Source organism: Pedobacter sp. 22226 (assembly GCF_052045455.1).
Classification (GTDB): domain Bacteria; phylum Bacteroidota; class Bacteroidia; order Sphingobacteriales; family Sphingobacteriaceae; genus Pedobacter; species Pedobacter jeongneungensis.
The window spans coordinates 67,460-84,326 of record NZ_JBQEPB010000012.1 but is presented as its reverse complement, the minus strand read 5'-3'; the positions used below and the strand labels follow the sequence as shown (position 1 = coordinate 84,326).

Genomic DNA, 16,867 nt, shown 5'->3' with positions numbered 1-16,867 from the left:
ACGGTATAGTATAGAAAGAACATATGTATTTCAAATCAACATTTTTTGAAGATTACCAGTTACAGGATAAACGTATAACCCTGGGCCGCACCATAACAGAAACTGATTTTGTAGTGCACGCAGGTCACACCGGCGATTTTTTCCCTCACCACATGGATGCCGAATGGTGTGCTACACAGCCATTTAAACAACGTATTGCCCATGGCACCATGATTTTTAGTATTGGTATCGGCTTAACCGCATCAGAAATTAATCCGGAAGCCATGAGTAAAGGTTACGATAAATTACGTTTTGTAAAACCGGTTTTCATTGGCGATACCATCCACTCCGAAATCATCATTTCAGAAAAAGGGGAGAGCAAAAGACCCGAATACGGTACTGTAACCGAGCATGTAGAAATCATCAATCAACATGGAGAAGTAGTATTGGTCTGCGACCACCTGCTGGTTGTAAAGAAAAAATAAAACAAATCCGTCATTGCGAGGAGGAACGACGCGGCAATCTTTTTTGCCATTTAAGACAAAGAAAAAAACCAAATATAATGAACCACAACACATCGTCAGAAATTGTAACTAACGGAAATCCATCCTCAGGCAAAAAATATTTATTACCATTTATACTCGTAATAAGCTTATTTTTTCTGTGGGGAATGGCACATAACCTCGATTCCATCCTGATTCCGCACCTTAAAAAAGCCTGCAACCTGAATAACCGGCAATCAACGCTAATCGATACTTCTGTTTTCTTTGCCTATTTTTTAATGGCCATACCTGCCGGCATGATTTTGAAAAAGTGGGGTTATAAAGCAACTATGATTTCGGGTTTACTGGCTTTTGCCTGCGGAGCATTTTTATTTGTACCGGCAGCCAACAGTTTATCTTACATCACATTCTTAATTGCCTTATTTATCATTGGTTGTGGCTTAACCATGCTCGAAACATCTGCAAACCCGTATGCAGCAGTGCTGGGCGATCCGGCAAAAGCAACCAGCAGACTAAATTTAGCCGCGTCTTTTAACGGCCTGGCTGCCATGGTAGCTCCCATGATCGGCGGACTATTTATCCTTTCAGGAAAATCGCACAGTAAAGAAGCACTGGCCGCTATGACCGATACCGCCAGAAATACATATTTTTTGGAAGAGGCGGCATCAGTTAAGGTACCATACATCACTTTAGGCGTAGTTTTATTGGTTATTGCAGTAATCTTTTTCTTCATCCATCTTCCTGAAATTAAAACTAAAAGCATTGATGGTGAAGCAAAAGGAAGTTTCTTTGGAGCATTACGCCACAAACATTTGAAATGGGCAGTTGTGGCCCAGTTTTTCTACGTAGGCGCACAAGTTTGTGTAACGAGTTTTTTTATCAGAATGGCGCAACAGGGCGGAGGTTTTGATGAGAAAACGGCAGCCTCTTATCTGGTTGTTTATGGATTTTTATTCACTGCAGGGCGTTTCGCAGGCACAGCGCTGTTACAGTTTATATCATCAAATAAACTGCTTGCAGTGTATGCTATGATATCAATCATTTTATGTCTGGTAGCCATTTTAGGTAAAGGTTCTTATGTGGTTTATGCCCTGGGCGCTATCGGATTTTTTATGTCAATTATGTTTCCAACCATTTTTGCGCTGGGAATTGATGCCATTGGTGACGATACGAAACCAGGCTCATCATGGTTAATTATGTCCATCGTAGGTGGTGCAATTTTACCGTTTGCAATGGGCAGTTTGATCGATATGTATGGCGATAATATCCAGATCGGCTACAGCATTCCGCTGGTATGTTTCCTGGTTATCCTTTATTTCAGTTTAAGGGGTTATAAAATCGCACATAAATAAAATTTAACATCATTGCGAGGAGGCACGACGAAGCAATCTAATAGAGAAAAAGTAAAAAATGAAATATAGGTTGAATAAAATATTGATTGTTTTGTTGTTGAGTCTTCACTGTTCAGTAAGCCTTTCTGCGCAGGAAAACGAAAATGCAAAACCCTGGGTATTTTGGTATTGGGTAAAAGGAGCAGTTTCTAAAGCTGGCATAACGGCCGATCTGGAAGCCATGAAGGCCAACGGAATTGCAGGAGCTTATCTAATGAGCATTCAGGGATCTGATAAAACACCAGTTTATTCACCGCCTGCCGTTCAGCTTACGCCAGAATGGTGGCAGATGGTTGAGTTTGCCATGAGCGAGGCCAAACGCTTAAACCTGAAATTGGGTATGCATGTAAGTGATGGTTTTGCCCTGGCCGGTGGTCCGTGGGTTACGCCTGAACTATCGATGCAAAAAGTCGTTTGGTCTAAAATAAATATCAGTAATACAGATAATAAGATCTATTTACCTCAACCAGAATATAAACAGAATTATTATAAAGATATTGCAGTTTACGCTTATCCCTCACCTGTTGGTGAAGGCGTTTCAACACGAACCGTAATTCCAAAAATTACAGCCAGTAATGGTGCTGATGCCACTGGCTTGGTGCAACCGGGAAATAAGAAAAACTTTGGTTCAAATGAGCCATGTTACATTGAATACGAATTTGAAAAACCCTTTACCTGCAGAACTATAACCATTAGAGTAAGTGGAAATAACTATCAGGCGCAACGTTTGGCCATCGAAGTAAGCAATGATGGCAAGATTTTCCGTGCAATCGGCAGACTGGAAGCCCCGCGACATGGCTGGCAGGATACCGATGAAGATGTTACGCATTCCATTTTACCCGTTACAGCCAGGTTTTTCAGGTTTATTTACGATAAAAAAGGTTCAGAACCAGGTTCAGAGGATTTGGATGCAGCAAAATGGAAACCGTCTTTAAAACTGACCAATCTCGAACTATCCTCTGAAGCACAAATTAACCAATTCGAAGGAAAAAATGGCTCGGTATGGCGAATCAGCAAAAGAAGTACAGAAGCTGAAATTGCTAAAAACCTTTGCGTACCATTGAATAAGATCCTCAACTTAACAGATAAATTAAATCCTGATGGCACCTTAAACTGGAAAGCTCCAAAAGGCAACTGGACGATTTTAAGAGTTGGTCACACCTCAACCGGACATACCAATGCAACTGGTGGGGGCGGAATGGGCTTAGAATGCGATAAATTTAATCCCGAAGCCGTCAAATTACAGTTCAACAATTGGTATGGCGAAGCGTTAAAACACGGCGGACCGCAAATCGTTAAGAAGGTTTTAAGCATTTTTCATGTAGATAGCTGGGAATGCGGCAGTCAGAATTGGTCGCCGGTATTTAAAGCCGAGTTTTTAAAGCGCCGTGGTTATGATTTAACACCTTATTTGCCAATAATGACGGGCTTACCTGTAGAAAGTACCTCGGTTTCTGAAAGTTTTCTCTACGATGTTAGAAAAACCATTTCAGAACTGGTTGTCGATCAGTTTTATAAAACCCTGGCAAAACTGGCAAAGGAGCAAGAGGTTACTTTTACCGCCGAAAGTATAGCGCCAACCATGATGAGCGATGGTTTAATGCATTACAAAACCGTCGATGTGCCCATGGGCGAGTTCTGGTTAAACAGTCCTACACACGATAAACCGAACGACATGCTTGATGCGATTTCGGGAGCACATATTTATGGCAAAAATATCATCCAGGCCGAGGCTTTCACCACCGTAAGGATGGATTGGAACGAAAGCCCGGCGAACATGAAAACCCTGCAGGACCGCAACTACGCGCTGGGCATCAATAAATTGGTTTATCACGTGTTTACACACAATCCATGGACAGATAGAAAACCGGGAATGACTTTGGATGGTGTGGGTTTATATTTCCAGCGCGATCAAACCTGGTGGAAAGCCGGAAAAGCATGGATAGACTATGCAGAACGCACTCAAAATCTACTTCAACAGGGAAAACCCGTTGTAGATATTGCCGTTTTTACCGGCGAGGAATTACCAAGACGTTCCGTTTTGCCCGATCGCCTGGTCGAAACCCTGCCAGGTATTTTTGGTGAGGAGGTAGTAGAAGCTGAAAAGAAACGTTTGGCAAATGTGGGCGAGCCATTGCGTCAAATTCCTGCCGGTGTTACCCATTCGGCAAACATGGCCGATCCCGAAAACTGGGTAAATCCATTGCGTGGTTATGCTTACGATAGCTTTAATCCCGATGTATTAAACACAGCAACAGTTAAAGACGGAAATGTGGTTTTCGAAAGCGGCGCGACATATAAAATACTGGTTTTCCCTGGCAACATGAAAATGAACCCGAATTACCAGTACATGAGCTATGAAACCGTTAAAAAACTTTCAGCATTGATAAAAGCGGGCGCTAAAATAATCATTGGAGATAAACCACTGTACCAGAATGGTTTAAAACAGGTTAACGAAATTGATTTTAATAAAATTGTTGAAGAAATATGGGGCGGGAGTTTTAGTGAGATTTATAATGACATACATCCTATAGAAACCAAAGATTTAGGGAAAGGGGTGATCTTTAAAGCACCGTATTATGGTGATAGTTTTGAAAAAATGAATGTGCAACGTGATTTTTATGCCATTGAGCAAAAGGCAAAATACGCGACTAAACTCACATATACTCATAGAAAATCTGCCGAAAAGGATATTTATTTCATATCAAATCAGCTAGCGAGCTCCAGAGACTTAAGAATTTGGTTTCGGGTTTCCAGAAAGCAACCTGTTATTTATAACGCTGTAACCGACCAAACTATTGAATTAAAAAATTGGTCGATGTATAAAACCAATACCATGATTAATTTACAAATGGCTCCTAATGAATCATTATTTGTCATTTTTGAAAAACGGATATCTAAATCACAATTTAAAAACAGCAACAACTGGCCAAATTTTAAAACCGTTCAGGATATTTCAAAAACCTGGCAGGCAAAATTCGATACCACTTATGCCGGGCCTTCAAAACCGGTCATTTTTAATGATTTAACCGATTGGACAAAAAATCCTGATAGTTTGGTTAAATATTATTCCGGAACTGCTGTTTACACTAAAAATTTCAAATTCACAGGAAATAAAAATGATAAAATGTGGATTGATTTAGGCGAATTCTCCAGCATTGCCGAAGTTAAGATCAATGGTATCAACTGCGGTACTTTATGGACTGCTCCGCACCGTTTGGAAATCACAAAAGCATTAAAACAAGGTAATAACCAAATCGAAATCGAAATCACCAATACCTGGGCAAACCGACTGATTGGTGATAGCAAATTACCTGAAGATAAAAGGTTAACGAAAACCACAGCACCTTTCCGGTTGGAAGGTAAAGCTTTAAATCCTGCCGGATTATTAGGTCCTGTGGTAATACAAACCGAAGAATATTGAGCATTTAATATTTACTAAATGAAAAAAATAATTGTACTATTTCTGGTTATGGTTCAAACTGTTGCTTACGCTCAACAAAAGAAAGTAAAGGATAATTTTAATGTCCAGATCCGACTAGAAAAGGGCGATTTGAATAAAGATGGTTTAATTGATAAAACGGTAATTACGATGGATACGATTTCAGCATCCGTCCCCTTAAGGCTTCAAATATTCTTTTTACAGCCCAATAAGAAATACAAACTGGTTTTCTCTTCAACGGATGTAATTGAACCGCAATATGTAAACGGTGTACATACTAAAAATAGCATCCCTTATTTTTTTATTGAGAAAGGATTTTTATTAATGAGCGCTGAAAAAAATGATATTCGGTACGAACACAAATTCGTTTATAAAAACGGAATTTTCCAATTGATTAAAATCTCCAGCGTAGTGTATGATGGGCAAAACGCAACAACCGAAACCGTATTCGATCTTGTGGCAGGCACGAGAACAGAAACATTAGAATCACTGGATCCTGGAAAAGTTGCCAGGAAAAAAACAAAGAAAATGATGATAAGACCCTTACCCACGCTTCAGAATTTAAGCACTTTTGGTGATAAATTATATTGGTAATATTTCAGGTAAAACGAACAAATAATGATAAAACTACTTCATAAGAGCGATATTTTTGCGTTTCAGAGTTTAAGAGTCCGGATGATTATTGGCGTTATACTTTTTATAAGCTTTAACTCAAAAGAGCAGGATAAAGCTTTGGTTAATAATTCAAATTCACCCTACGCTAAACTGCACAGCATCAACATGACGGATGTAACCTGGACAAAAGGCTTTTGGGCCGACCGTTTTAAAGTAGCAACCGAAACGATGGTGCCGAATATGTGGGCTATTTATAACGATCCAAAAATCAGTCATGCGTTTGAGAATTTTAGAATTGCAGCAGGTTTGGATACAGGTTCTCACGCAGGGCCTTCTTTTCATGACGGCGATTATTACAAAACTTTGGAAGCCGTGGCGGTTTTATATGCCTCAACCAAAAACCCGAAGCTGAACGAAATGATGGATAAAGCCATTACCGTAATTGGTAAATCGCAAAGAGAGGATGGCTACATCTACACTAAAGCGATGATTGAACAGCGTAAAACAGGCTCTAAAAATCAATTTCAGGACCGGTTGAGCTTCGAATCATACAATATTGGCCATTTAATGACGGCTGGCTGTATCCATTACCGTGCAACCGGAAAAACAACACTGCTCAACATCGCCAAAAAAGCAACCGATTACCTGTATAATTTCTATAAATCAGCTTCGCCAACATTGGCAAGAAACGCCATTTGTCCTTCGCATTATATGGGGGTGGTAGAAATGTACCGTACTACAAAAGATCCACGTTATTTAGAACTGGCTCAACATTTAATCGCCATCAAGGGAAAAATTGATGATGGTACCGATGATAACCAGGACCGGATTCCTTTTTTACAACAAACCAAGGCCATGGGGCATGCCGTGCGTGCAAATTACCTGTATGCCGGTGTAGCCGATCTTTATGCCGAAACGGGCAAAGATTCACTCTTAAAAACCCTGAATTTAATGTGGGATGACGTCAATCAGCATAAAATGTACATTACCGGAGGCTGTGGTTCACTTTATGACGGCACTTCGCCGGATGGAACGTCGTATAATCCAGCTGATGTACAAAAAATCCACCAGGCTTTTGGTCGCGATTTTCAGTTGCCAAATTTCACAGCACATAACGAAACCTGCGCCAATATCGGTAACGTTCTCTGGAACTGGCGGATGTTACAGATTACGGGCGATGCAAAATATGCCGATGTAATGGAACTGGCTTTACACAACAGCGTTCTATCTGGAATCAGCCTGGATGGAAAGAACTTTTTATACACCAATCCACTGGCGCAATCAGATGATTTACCTTTTAAACAGCGCTGGTCGAAAGATCGTATTCCTTACATTGCATTATCAAATTGTTGTCCGCCAAATGTGGTAAGAACCATCGCCGAAGTAAGTGATTATGCTTATAGTGTTTCTGATAAAGGTCTTTATTTTAATTTATATGGTGGCAATAACTTAAGTACTACATTAACTGATGAAAGGAAAATTTCATTAACACAGGAAACGAATTATCCCTGGGATGGAAAGATCAAAATCACCATTAAAGAAATAGGAAATAAAGCTTATTGCTTATTTTTAAGAATCCCATCATGGACACATGATGCACAGATCAGCATCAACGGAAAAATTGAAAATGTTAAGGCCATTCCTGGCACTTATGCAGAAATTAACCGCATTTGGAAGAAGGGTGATGTGGTAGAATTAAATCTTCCCATGGAGGCTACGTTGATTGAAGCTAACCCATTAGTAGAGGAAAACAGAAATCAGATTGCGGTAAAACGCGGACCGATTGTTTACTGTCTAGAATCAACAGATTTACCTAATAAAAGTATTTTTAATGCCTTTATACCCACTTCAACCAAATTCGAAGCCAAAGCCATTAATATTGATGGAGCCGAAATGATGAGTTTAGTTGGAAATGCAAAAATAGTGGAGCCGAATAACTGGAAAAATGTACTCTACAGGCCAATTGACAATAAAAACACAGAAACGGAAATAAAACTGGTGCCATATTTTGCCTGGGGAAACCGTGGCCATTCTGAAATGTCGGTTTGGTTGCCTGTGAGTAGGTAATTTAAATACCCGTCATTTCGAGCGAAGTGCAGCGCAGTCGAGAAATCTGTCTCGAGTTAGATCTCTCCATTTCACTACGTTTCAGTCGAGATGACGATTACTATAAGAACAAAAAAAATGAAACTAAAACTCATCATATTCCTGAACCTAACCTGTTGCCTCATCGCTTCAGCAACCGTTAAACCTGCCTCCATTTTTACCGATCACATGGTTTTACAACAACAAAGTAACGTGGCCATCTGGGGTTGGGCCAAACCATCCGCTAAAGTAAAAATCAATACCTCCTGGAATAAGCAGAATTATACCGTTACTTCCGACCAAAACGGAAAATGGAAAGTAAAAGTTTCTACACCAACTGCCGGCGGACCGTACGAAATTGAACTAAATGATGGAGAAAAACTCGTTTTAACTGATATATTAATCGGAGAAGTGTGGTTTTGTGGCGGACAATCAAACATGGAAATGCCCATGAAAGGTTTTAAAAGTCAGCCTGTAATCGGTTCAAATGAGGTAATTCTGAAATCAACCAATAAAAACATCAGGCTTTATACCGTTCCTCGTTCTTCGGTTACTGAGCGACAAGAAAACAGCAAACCTTCTCCATGGAAATTAGCAGCGCCGGAAACTGTTTCCGGTTTTAGTGCTACTGCCTACTATTTTGGTTCATTATTGAGCGAAATGTTAAACGTACCCATCGGGATCATCAACGACAGTTATGGCGGATCTACAATAGAAGCCTGGATGTCGCCGGAGGATTTAAAAACATTTCCTGAAATTAAAATCCCTTCAAAAACCGATACCATAAAAGATGTAAGCAGAACGCCAACTACTTTATACAATGGCATGCTTTATCCCGTAATCGGTTATGGCATTAAAGGAGCCATCTGGTACCAGGGCGAATCTAATTACGAACGTCCTGACCGTTACGAGGATTTATTTCCGGCAATGGTGGCCTCATGGAGAAAAAACTGGGACAATGGCGTTTTTCCATTTTTCTACGCGCAAATCGCACCTTACAATTATGCACAATTGCCACCTTATCACATTGGCGGAAAATTTAATTCGGCATTTTTAAGGGATGCACAACGTAAATCTTTAAGTAAAATCCCAAATTCGGGTATGGCGGTTTTAATGGATATCGGCGAAGAAAAATCGATCCATCCGGCAAATAAAAAACAGGGAGGAACCCGTTTAGCTTATCTTGCTTTGGCCCAAACGTATGGTATAAAAGGTTTTGGTGCCTTAAGCCCAACTTATGATTCCTTCACGATAGATAAAAATAGAGCAGTTATAAAATTTCAAAATGTGGCAAATGGCTTAACTTCGTTCGGGAAAGACCTGAGTTTATTCGAGGTAGCAGGGGCAGATCATAAATTTTATCCTGCAAAAGCAACCATAACCGGAAGCAGTATTACCGTTTCAGCAGATCAGGTAAAAGATCCTGTAGCTGTGCGTTATGCATTTAAGGATTTTGTAACCGGCGATTTATTTGGAAATGATGGACTGCCGGTTTCTTCTTTCCGTACTGATGATTGGGAGAATTAATATGATTTTAACCAAAAAGACACTAAGCACACGAAGTATTTTATTCAAGAACTTAAATGTTCTTATATGTCTTATATGGTCAAAATTTTTGAAACATGTCTCAGTTCCGCTCAGGTTTCTCAGGTGGTTAGACGGTACGCAAACTGAAAAATTTACCATTAATACACAAAGGAAACTAACTATGGGCACCGCGAGCTTAAATGTACTTATATGTCTTATATGGTCAAAAAACAAATACTCAAAAGCATTAAACCTTTTCTTTGTGTTCTTTGTGTCTTTGTGCTTCATCACACTGAATACTTTTTCGCAAGAAAAAGAACTACAAAATATTACGTGGATAGCCCAAAGCCATAATTCATCAGAATCAATGCCTGTAGGTGGTGGCGATATTGGCCTAAACCTCTGGGTTGAAAATGGTAGTATCTATCTTTATCTATCCAAAAGCGGCACCTTCGATGAGAACAATACCTTACTTAAACTGGGCCGTGTAAAACTCAAATTAACCCCAAACCCTTTCGAAGGAAAAACATTTAAGCAAGAATTGATCTTAAAAGACGATTATGCTCAAATTTCAGGCTCAAATGGGAAATTAAATACCAAAATTAAGGTTTGGGTAGATGTTTTTAACCCTGTTGTACATTTGGAGGTTAAATCAAGCCAAAAAATCACCACAGAAGCCGCTTACGAAAGCTGGCGTTTTGAAGACCGAATCACCAAAGGCAAAGAAAATAACCAGAATTCTTATAAATGGGCGCCACAAGGGATTGTAAAAACTTTAAAAGATGAAATTGCTTTTAAAAACAACACCGTTCAGTTTTACCATCAGAATAAACCCGAAACCGTGTTCGATGTAACTGTAAAACAGCAGGATTTAGAGGCAGAAAAATCTAAATTATTCAATCCTTTAAATAACCTGATTTTTGGGGGATCAATACAAGGCAACAACATGATTCCGGCAGGAAATTATGATGGAATCTATTTAAGTACGCCTTTTAAAGCCTGGACTTTAAAAAGTAAAAAACCTTCCAGCTCTACAAAGCTCACCATTACTTTGAATACGGCTACGATCGGATCAATACAGGACTGGGAAACAAATTTAAAAGCGATAAACAACAAAAACAGCCAAAAAGCAAGCATAAAGTGGTGGAATGATTACTGGAAAAGAAGTTTCATTTTCATTAATTCGAAGGATGAACTGGCCAATCAATCGTCTAAAAATTATCAGTTGTTCAGGTACATGCTGGGCTGCAATGCTTTTGGAAAATATCCTACAAAGTTTAATGGTGGTTTATTCACTTTCGATCCGCAACTAACTGATACCGCATTAAAATATACCCCTGATTTCAGAAATTGGGGAGGAGGTACACACACGGCTCAAAACCAGCGCTTGGTTTATTGGCCAATGTTAAAGAGCGGCGATTTTGAAATGATGAAGCCCCAATTCGATTTCTACCTCAATTTATTAAAGAATGCGGAAATCAGAACACAATCTGCCTGGGGGCACAATGGTGCAAGTTTTACCGAACAGCTAGAAAATTTTGGATTACCCAATCCCGCTGAATATGGCTGGAAACGCCCGGCAGATTTCAATAAAGGCATGGAATATAATGCTTGGTTAGAATATGAATGGGATACCGTTTTAGAGTTCTGCATCATGATTTTGGAAACCGAAAGGTATAATGGCGCAAACATTGAAAAGTATATGCCACTGATTGAAAGCTCCTTAACTTTTTTTAAAGAACATTACACTTATTTAGCTAAACAACGGGGCGCAAAAGCTTTAGATGCTGACGGTCATTTGGTTTTATTTCCGGGTTCCGGTGCAGAAACCTATAAAATGGCATATAATTCAACATCCACCATTGCTGCTTTAAAAACTGTTTTGGAAAGGCTTCTGGAGCTTCCCAATGTATCTGAAAAACAAAAAACAGAATGGAGCGCGATGTTAAAAACCATTCCATCCATTAATTTCAGGTCATTCAATGGATATATCACCATTGCTCCGGCAAAACTTTGGGAAAGAATTAATAATACAGAAAGTCCTCAATTGTATCCTGTTTATCCATGGGGAATTTACGGCATAGGAAAACCTGGTTTAGATACCGCCATCAATACTTATAATTACGACACCGATGTGCTTAAATTCCGCAGTTATATAGGATGGAAACAGTATAATATTTTCGCAGCAAGGTTAGGTTTAACCAGTGAAGCAGCCAAATTAACCACTGCAAAGCTAAAAGATTCAGGAAGAAGATTTCCAGCTTTCTGGGGACCGGGATTTGACTGGACGCCAGATCATAACTGGGGCGGTTCTGGGATGATCGGTTTACAGGAAATGCTGATGCAGGCAGATGGCAAAAAAATCTATCTGTTCCCGGCCTGGCCTAAAGATTGGGATGTGCATTTCAAACTTTACGCGCCTTATCAAACCACTGTAGAAGGCACTTTAAAAAATGGAAAATTAATAGATTTAAAAGTTATCCCCGAATCGAGGAAGAAAGATGTGATCAATAAAATGATTCAATGATTGGATGGTTGAATGGCTTAATGAGAGAACTTGCATAGCGCTTAAACATTCAATCATTCAAAACTCAATCATTCACTAACTAAAAAAATGATAGAATGAGTGGATTTTGAATGATGAAGTGAAAATTTACATTCAATCATTTGATCCATCAATCATTCACTAACTAAAAAAATGATAGAATGAGTGGATTTTGAATGATGAAGTGAAAATTTACATTCAATCATTTGATCTATCAATCATTCACTAATTAAAAAAATGATAGAACGAGTCGGTTTTGAATGATGGAGTGAAAATGTACATTCAATCATTTGATTCATCAATCATTCACTAATTAAAAAAAATGATAGAACGAGTCGGTTTTGAATGATGGAGTGAAAATTTACATTCAATTATTTGATTCATCAATCATTCACTAACTAAAAAAATGATAGAACGAGTCGGTTTTGAATGATGGAGTGAAAATGTACATTCAATCATTTGATCCATCACTCATTCACTAATTAAAAAAAATATGGATTTACAATTAAAAGAAAAAGTGATCATCATCACAGGTGCAGCAAAAGGCATTGGCCGTAGCATTGCAGAAGTATTTGCCAAAGAAGATGCAATTGCAGTAATTGTTGGCAGAAAAGCAGAAGATAACCAGAAAGTGGTTGATGAAATTACGGCACAAGGCAAAAAAGCAGAACAATTTGTGGCCGAGCTTTCCAATCCGGATGATTGCGAAAAAGTTGTTAAAGATATTATTGCAAAATTTGGCAGGATAGACGGTTTGGTGAACAATGCAGGCGTGAATGATGGTGTTGGTTTGGAAAGCGGAAACTATAAGGATTTTATGGCTTCGCTACATAAAAACGTGGTTCATTATTATTTAATGGCGCATCATGCCTTGCCCGAACTGATTAAAAGTAAAGGCGCCATTGTAAACATCACTTCAAAAACAGCTGAAACCGGACAAGGAAATACCTCTGCCTATGCAGCAGCAAATGGTGGTAGAAATGCTTTAACCCGCGAGTGGGCCGTTGAGCTTCTAAAATATGGCATTCGCGTAAACGCAGTAGTTGTTGCCGAATGCTGGACACCAGCCTATGAGACCTGGATAGAAACCCTTGATCATGCAGAAGAAAAATTAAAAGAAATTACCTCTAAAATCCCATTGGAAAATCGGATGACCACTGCAGAAGAAATTGCAAATATGACTGCTTTTTTAATGTCGAACAAGTCGAGCCACACCACCGGACAAATTATCCATGTTGATGGCGGTTATGTACATCTAGACAGAGCTTTAGCAAACGCATAAAATGAAAAATGACTGAATGACAGTGTTCTGAATGATTGAATGCAAACCTAAATTAACAATTTAAACTTTGCCATTCCATTATCTCTAATTTAACATTCACTCAGTCTATCATTCAATTAAAACATTAATAAAAATGAAAACCCTTACCTGTACAACTCCGGGCACTTTTGAATACTCGGAAACGGAAAAACCTGAATTAAAAAAAGATCATTCCATCATAAAAATTAAACGGATCGGCATCTGCGGAACAGATTTACATGCTTTCGAAGGTACGCAGCCATTTTTTAATTATCCACGCATTTTAGGTCACGAATTATCCGGCGAATTGGTACAGGCCGATGGAACAGACGGGTTTAAAATAGGTGAAGCTGTTACATTTATTCCATATTTTAACTGTGGCGAATGTATTGCGTGCCGCATGAATAAACCCAATTGTTGTGTAAAAATGCAGGTTTGCGGTGTACATGTTGACGGCGGCATGCGCGAATATTTGCAGGTGCCATCAAGAACGCTGTTACACGGAGAAGGACTAAGTTTTGATGAACTGGCATTAGTTGAACCTTTAGCCATCGGCGCACATGGCGTACGCAGGGCAGATGTTCAGCCGGGCGAATTTGTGCTCGTTATAGGAGCTGGACCGATTGGTTTAGGCACCATGGAATTTGCAAGGATAGCTGGCGCAAACGTGATTGCGCTGGATATTAATGAAGACCGTTTAGCATTCTGTAAAGAGAAAATAAATGTTGCACATGCGGTAAATGCGCTTTCTAATGATGTTACTCAACAACTGAGCGAGATTACCAATGGCGATATGCCAACGGTTGTAATCGACGCTACAGGTAATCAGAAAGCAATTAATAATGCCATTAATTATATGGCCCACGGCGCAAGGTTTGTGTTAATCGGCCTGCAAAAAGGCGATTTAATCTTTAACCATCCTGAATTCCATAAAAGAGAATCTACCCTGATGAGCAGCAGAAATGCCACAACCGAAGATTTTGAACATGTTATTAAATCTATGAAGGCCGGTTTGGTAAATCCAACAAATTACATCACCCACCAGGTTAATTTTGAAGAAGTTAAAGATGAATTTAAAAGTTGGCTGGATCCTAAAAATGGGGTGATTAAGGCGATGGTGAGTATGTAATGATAGCTTTATAAAAATACTTATATTTGTATTCATTAGCTTATATAATAAACTCTGTTATGAAAATAGGTGATAAAGTGTCAATTTCTCCACAAGTAACCGATAGGGTAGATTGGGTTGATGGAGTTGTGATAGAAATAGAAAAAAATCCATTTGCAGGCATTGTCATCACTGCCAAATCAGATGATGGTGAAGTTTTTTTTGAAAAAGAAGATCTTTTTAGATTTTTAGGTGAAGAAGCATGTACGCATTAAGCTTTGATATGACCATATCTGATCTAAAAAAAGAATATGGTGAAAAATATCATAGTGCTTATGCTGAAATAAAAAATCACTTAAATGGTAGTGGCTTTTATTGGATTCAGGGGAGTACTTACGTTACCGAGGAGAATTTAACTGCGGTTTATAAGGCCATCAACATTCTTTCTAATATCGATTGGTTTAGAAAATCGGTAAGAGACATTCGGGCATTTAAAGTTGAAGATTTCTCAGATTTTACTTCCATAGTAAAAGGATAATTTACCTATTGGTTGGTGTCTCACCGACCAATAAACGATTTTCTATTATCAAAAGCAAAAAAGCCGATAACCCAAAGATTACCGGCCTGAGCATTGAGCGTTAATTAACCAAACTATTTATAAAACACTTCATTCCAGTGCAGTTCATTTCTGAACTGGTTAATTTTAGTATCTGCACCGATATTTACATACTCCAAACCGGCAATATTTGCAAAATCCAATAAATGCTCTGTTGTTAAATTCTGACTGTAAGCCGTATGATGTGCACCGCCGGCATAAATCCAGGCTGCACAACCCGTTTTCATATCCGGTAGCGGTTTCCAGAGTACGCGTGCTACAGGTAAATTTGGTAAATCATGTTCAGCTTCTACAGCTTTTACTTCGTTCACTAACAAGCGGAAACGATTGCCCATATCAATTAAAGATGCATTTAAAGAATCACCACCAGCGACATTAAAAACCAAACGTGCCGGATCTGCTTTGCCACCAATACCCAAAGGATGAACCTCCAAACTGGCTTTACCACTAGCCAATGATGCATCAACTTCTAACATGTGCGAACCTAAAACCATCGCGTTTGCAGGATCGAAATGGTAGGTATAATCTTCCATAAAAGCATTTCCACCAGCTAAGCCAGCACCCATTACCTTGCAGGCACGCACCAAAGCAGCCGTTTTCCAGTCGCCTTCGCCCGCAAATCCATAACCATCGGCCATTAAACGCTGTGCTGCAATACCCGGCAGCTGAATCATGCCATGCAGGTCCTCAAACGTATCAGAGAAACCTTTAAAACCGCCATCTTCTAAAAATTTTCTTAAACCCAGCTCAATTTTCGCCGCTTCATAAACAGACGAATGTCTGTCACCGCCAACTTTTAAGTCAACAGCCATTTCATAAGTTTCTTCGTATTCTTTTAATAAAGCTTGAATGGCATCCTCATTAATTCCATTAATTACTGCTACTAAATCGCCTATACCATAAGTATTTACCGAAAAGCCAAACTTCATTTCAGCTTCCACTTTATCACCATCAGTTACGGCTACAAAACGCATATTATCGCCAAAACGAACAAATTTTGCACCTTGCCAATCGTTCCATCCGGCTGCAGCCCTGCACCAGGTATCAATCTGTTTTGCCACTTCTTCATCCTGCCAGTGGCCAACCACTACCTTACGGTCTTTACGCATACGGGTAACCATAAAACCAAATTCACGGTCGCCATGGGCACTTTGGTTCAGGTTCATAAAGTCCATGTCGATGCTATTCCATGGAATATCACGGTTAAATTGCGTGTGAAGGTGCAATAAAGGCTTTTGTAGCACATTTAAACCCCTGATCCACATTTTGGCCGGAGAAAATGTATGCATCCAGGTAATTACCCCGATACAATTTTTATCAGTATTGGCCTGTTGTAAAGTTTCGAAAATCTCTTCAGTGGTTTTCACAATGGGTTTATATACTACCGAAACGGAAATATTTCCATTCTGGTTTAACGAATCTGCCACTTGTTGTGCATGTTCTGCCACTTGTTTTAAGGTTTCTTCACCGTACAAATGTTGTGTACCGGTGATGAACCAAACCTGTAATTTTTTTAAATCAATCATTATGATGTTGTTTTTATTTAATCCTAGGTCTGTGTCTTCACAGACCGAAATGCTCTTTTCTTTTTTGGAAAGCAAAGTTCCGTAATTCATCGGTTACCGCAGTCCTGCTTTCCGTTTTATCCCAATTTTACATCGGGATGCTCACTCCAATCAGTATATTTCACTTAGGTTAACCCTACAATGTTAAACCCGACAGCAGCGGCAGCTCCCGATTCTTCATCGGGACTACA

At 39.3% G+C, this 16,867-nt stretch carries 12 protein-coding genes; 11 read left to right on the top strand and 1 reads right to left on the bottom strand.

Features of this window, described 5'->3' with window-relative positions; genetic code table 11:
• Window positions 1-23 precede the first annotated feature (23 nt).
• The 11 genes from ACTJKC_RS23450 (at window position 24) to ACTJKC_RS23400 (ending at window position 15,033) form a co-directional block, all read left to right on the top strand.
• Window positions 24-464: a MaoC/PaaZ C-terminal domain-containing protein gene (locus ACTJKC_RS23450; protein ID WP_440795832.1), complete on the top strand. Its 441-nt coding sequence runs from the start codon at window positions 24-26 to the stop codon at window positions 462-464.
• Between the two features lie 77 nt (window positions 465-541).
• A complete protein-coding gene (gene fucP / locus ACTJKC_RS23445) occupies window positions 542-1,834 on the top strand; it encodes an L-fucose:H+ symporter permease (RefSeq protein WP_440795830.1) in 1,293 nt (430 codons plus the stop codon).
• A gap of 58 nt (window positions 1,835-1,892) precedes the next feature.
• Window positions 1,893-5,297 (top strand): glycosyl hydrolase, encoded by a 3,405-nt coding sequence (locus ACTJKC_RS23440; RefSeq protein WP_440795828.1) that lies wholly within the window; start codon window positions 1,893-1,895, stop codon window positions 5,295-5,297.
• Between the two features lie 18 nt (window positions 5,298-5,315).
• The gene (locus ACTJKC_RS23435) at window positions 5,316-5,909 is read left to right on the top strand and encodes a hypothetical protein (protein WP_440795826.1); all 594 of its coding nucleotides are present in this window, start codon (window positions 5,316-5,318) and stop codon (window positions 5,907-5,909) included.
• 24 nt (window positions 5,910-5,933) lie between these two features.
• Complete coding sequence (locus tag ACTJKC_RS23430) at window positions 5,934-7,997, top strand: aceric acid hydrolase (protein ID WP_440795824.1); 2,064 nt, start codon at window positions 5,934-5,936, stop codon at window positions 7,995-7,997.
• Between the two features lie 117 nt (window positions 7,998-8,114).
• Window positions 8,115-9,542 (top strand): sialate O-acetylesterase, encoded by a 1,428-nt coding sequence (locus tag ACTJKC_RS23425; RefSeq protein ID WP_440795822.1) that lies wholly within the window; start codon window positions 8,115-8,117, stop codon window positions 9,540-9,542.
• 271 nt (window positions 9,543-9,813) lie between these two features.
• Window positions 9,814-12,069 carry a DUF5703 domain-containing protein gene (locus ACTJKC_RS23420; protein WP_440796031.1) on the top strand — a complete coding sequence of 752 codons (2,256 nt, stop codon included), beginning with the start codon at window positions 9,814-9,816 and terminating at the stop codon, window positions 12,067-12,069.
• A 511-nt stretch (window positions 12,070-12,580) separates the two neighbouring features.
• Window positions 12,581-13,369 (top strand): SDR family oxidoreductase, encoded by a 789-nt coding sequence (locus ACTJKC_RS23415; protein ID WP_440795820.1) that lies wholly within the window; start codon window positions 12,581-12,583, stop codon window positions 13,367-13,369.
• A 133-nt stretch (window positions 13,370-13,502) separates the two neighbouring features.
• On the top strand, window positions 13,503-14,516 hold the full coding sequence (locus ACTJKC_RS23410) for a zinc-binding alcohol dehydrogenase family protein (RefSeq protein ID WP_440795818.1): 1,014 nt from the start codon (window positions 13,503-13,505) through the stop codon (window positions 14,514-14,516).
• Window positions 14,517-14,575: 59 nt separating this feature from the next.
• Window positions 14,576-14,770, top strand: coding sequence for a hypothetical protein (locus ACTJKC_RS23405; protein ID WP_440795816.1), 195 nt, complete (start codon window positions 14,576-14,578; stop codon window positions 14,768-14,770).
• Window positions 14,758-15,033, top strand: coding sequence for a hypothetical protein (locus ACTJKC_RS23400; RefSeq protein WP_440795814.1), 276 nt, complete (start codon window positions 14,758-14,760; stop codon window positions 15,031-15,033). Before ACTJKC_RS23405 ends, ACTJKC_RS23400 begins: the two co-directional genes overlap by 13 nt.
• A 113-nt stretch (window positions 15,034-15,146) precedes the next feature.
• On the opposite strand, the gene araA is transcribed toward ACTJKC_RS23400, so the two are convergent.
• Window positions 15,147-16,637, bottom strand: a complete 1,491-nt coding sequence (araA, locus tag ACTJKC_RS23395) for an L-arabinose isomerase (protein ID WP_440795812.1) — start codon at window positions 16,635-16,637, stop codon at window positions 15,147-15,149.
• Window positions 16,638-16,867 lie beyond the last annotated feature (230 nt).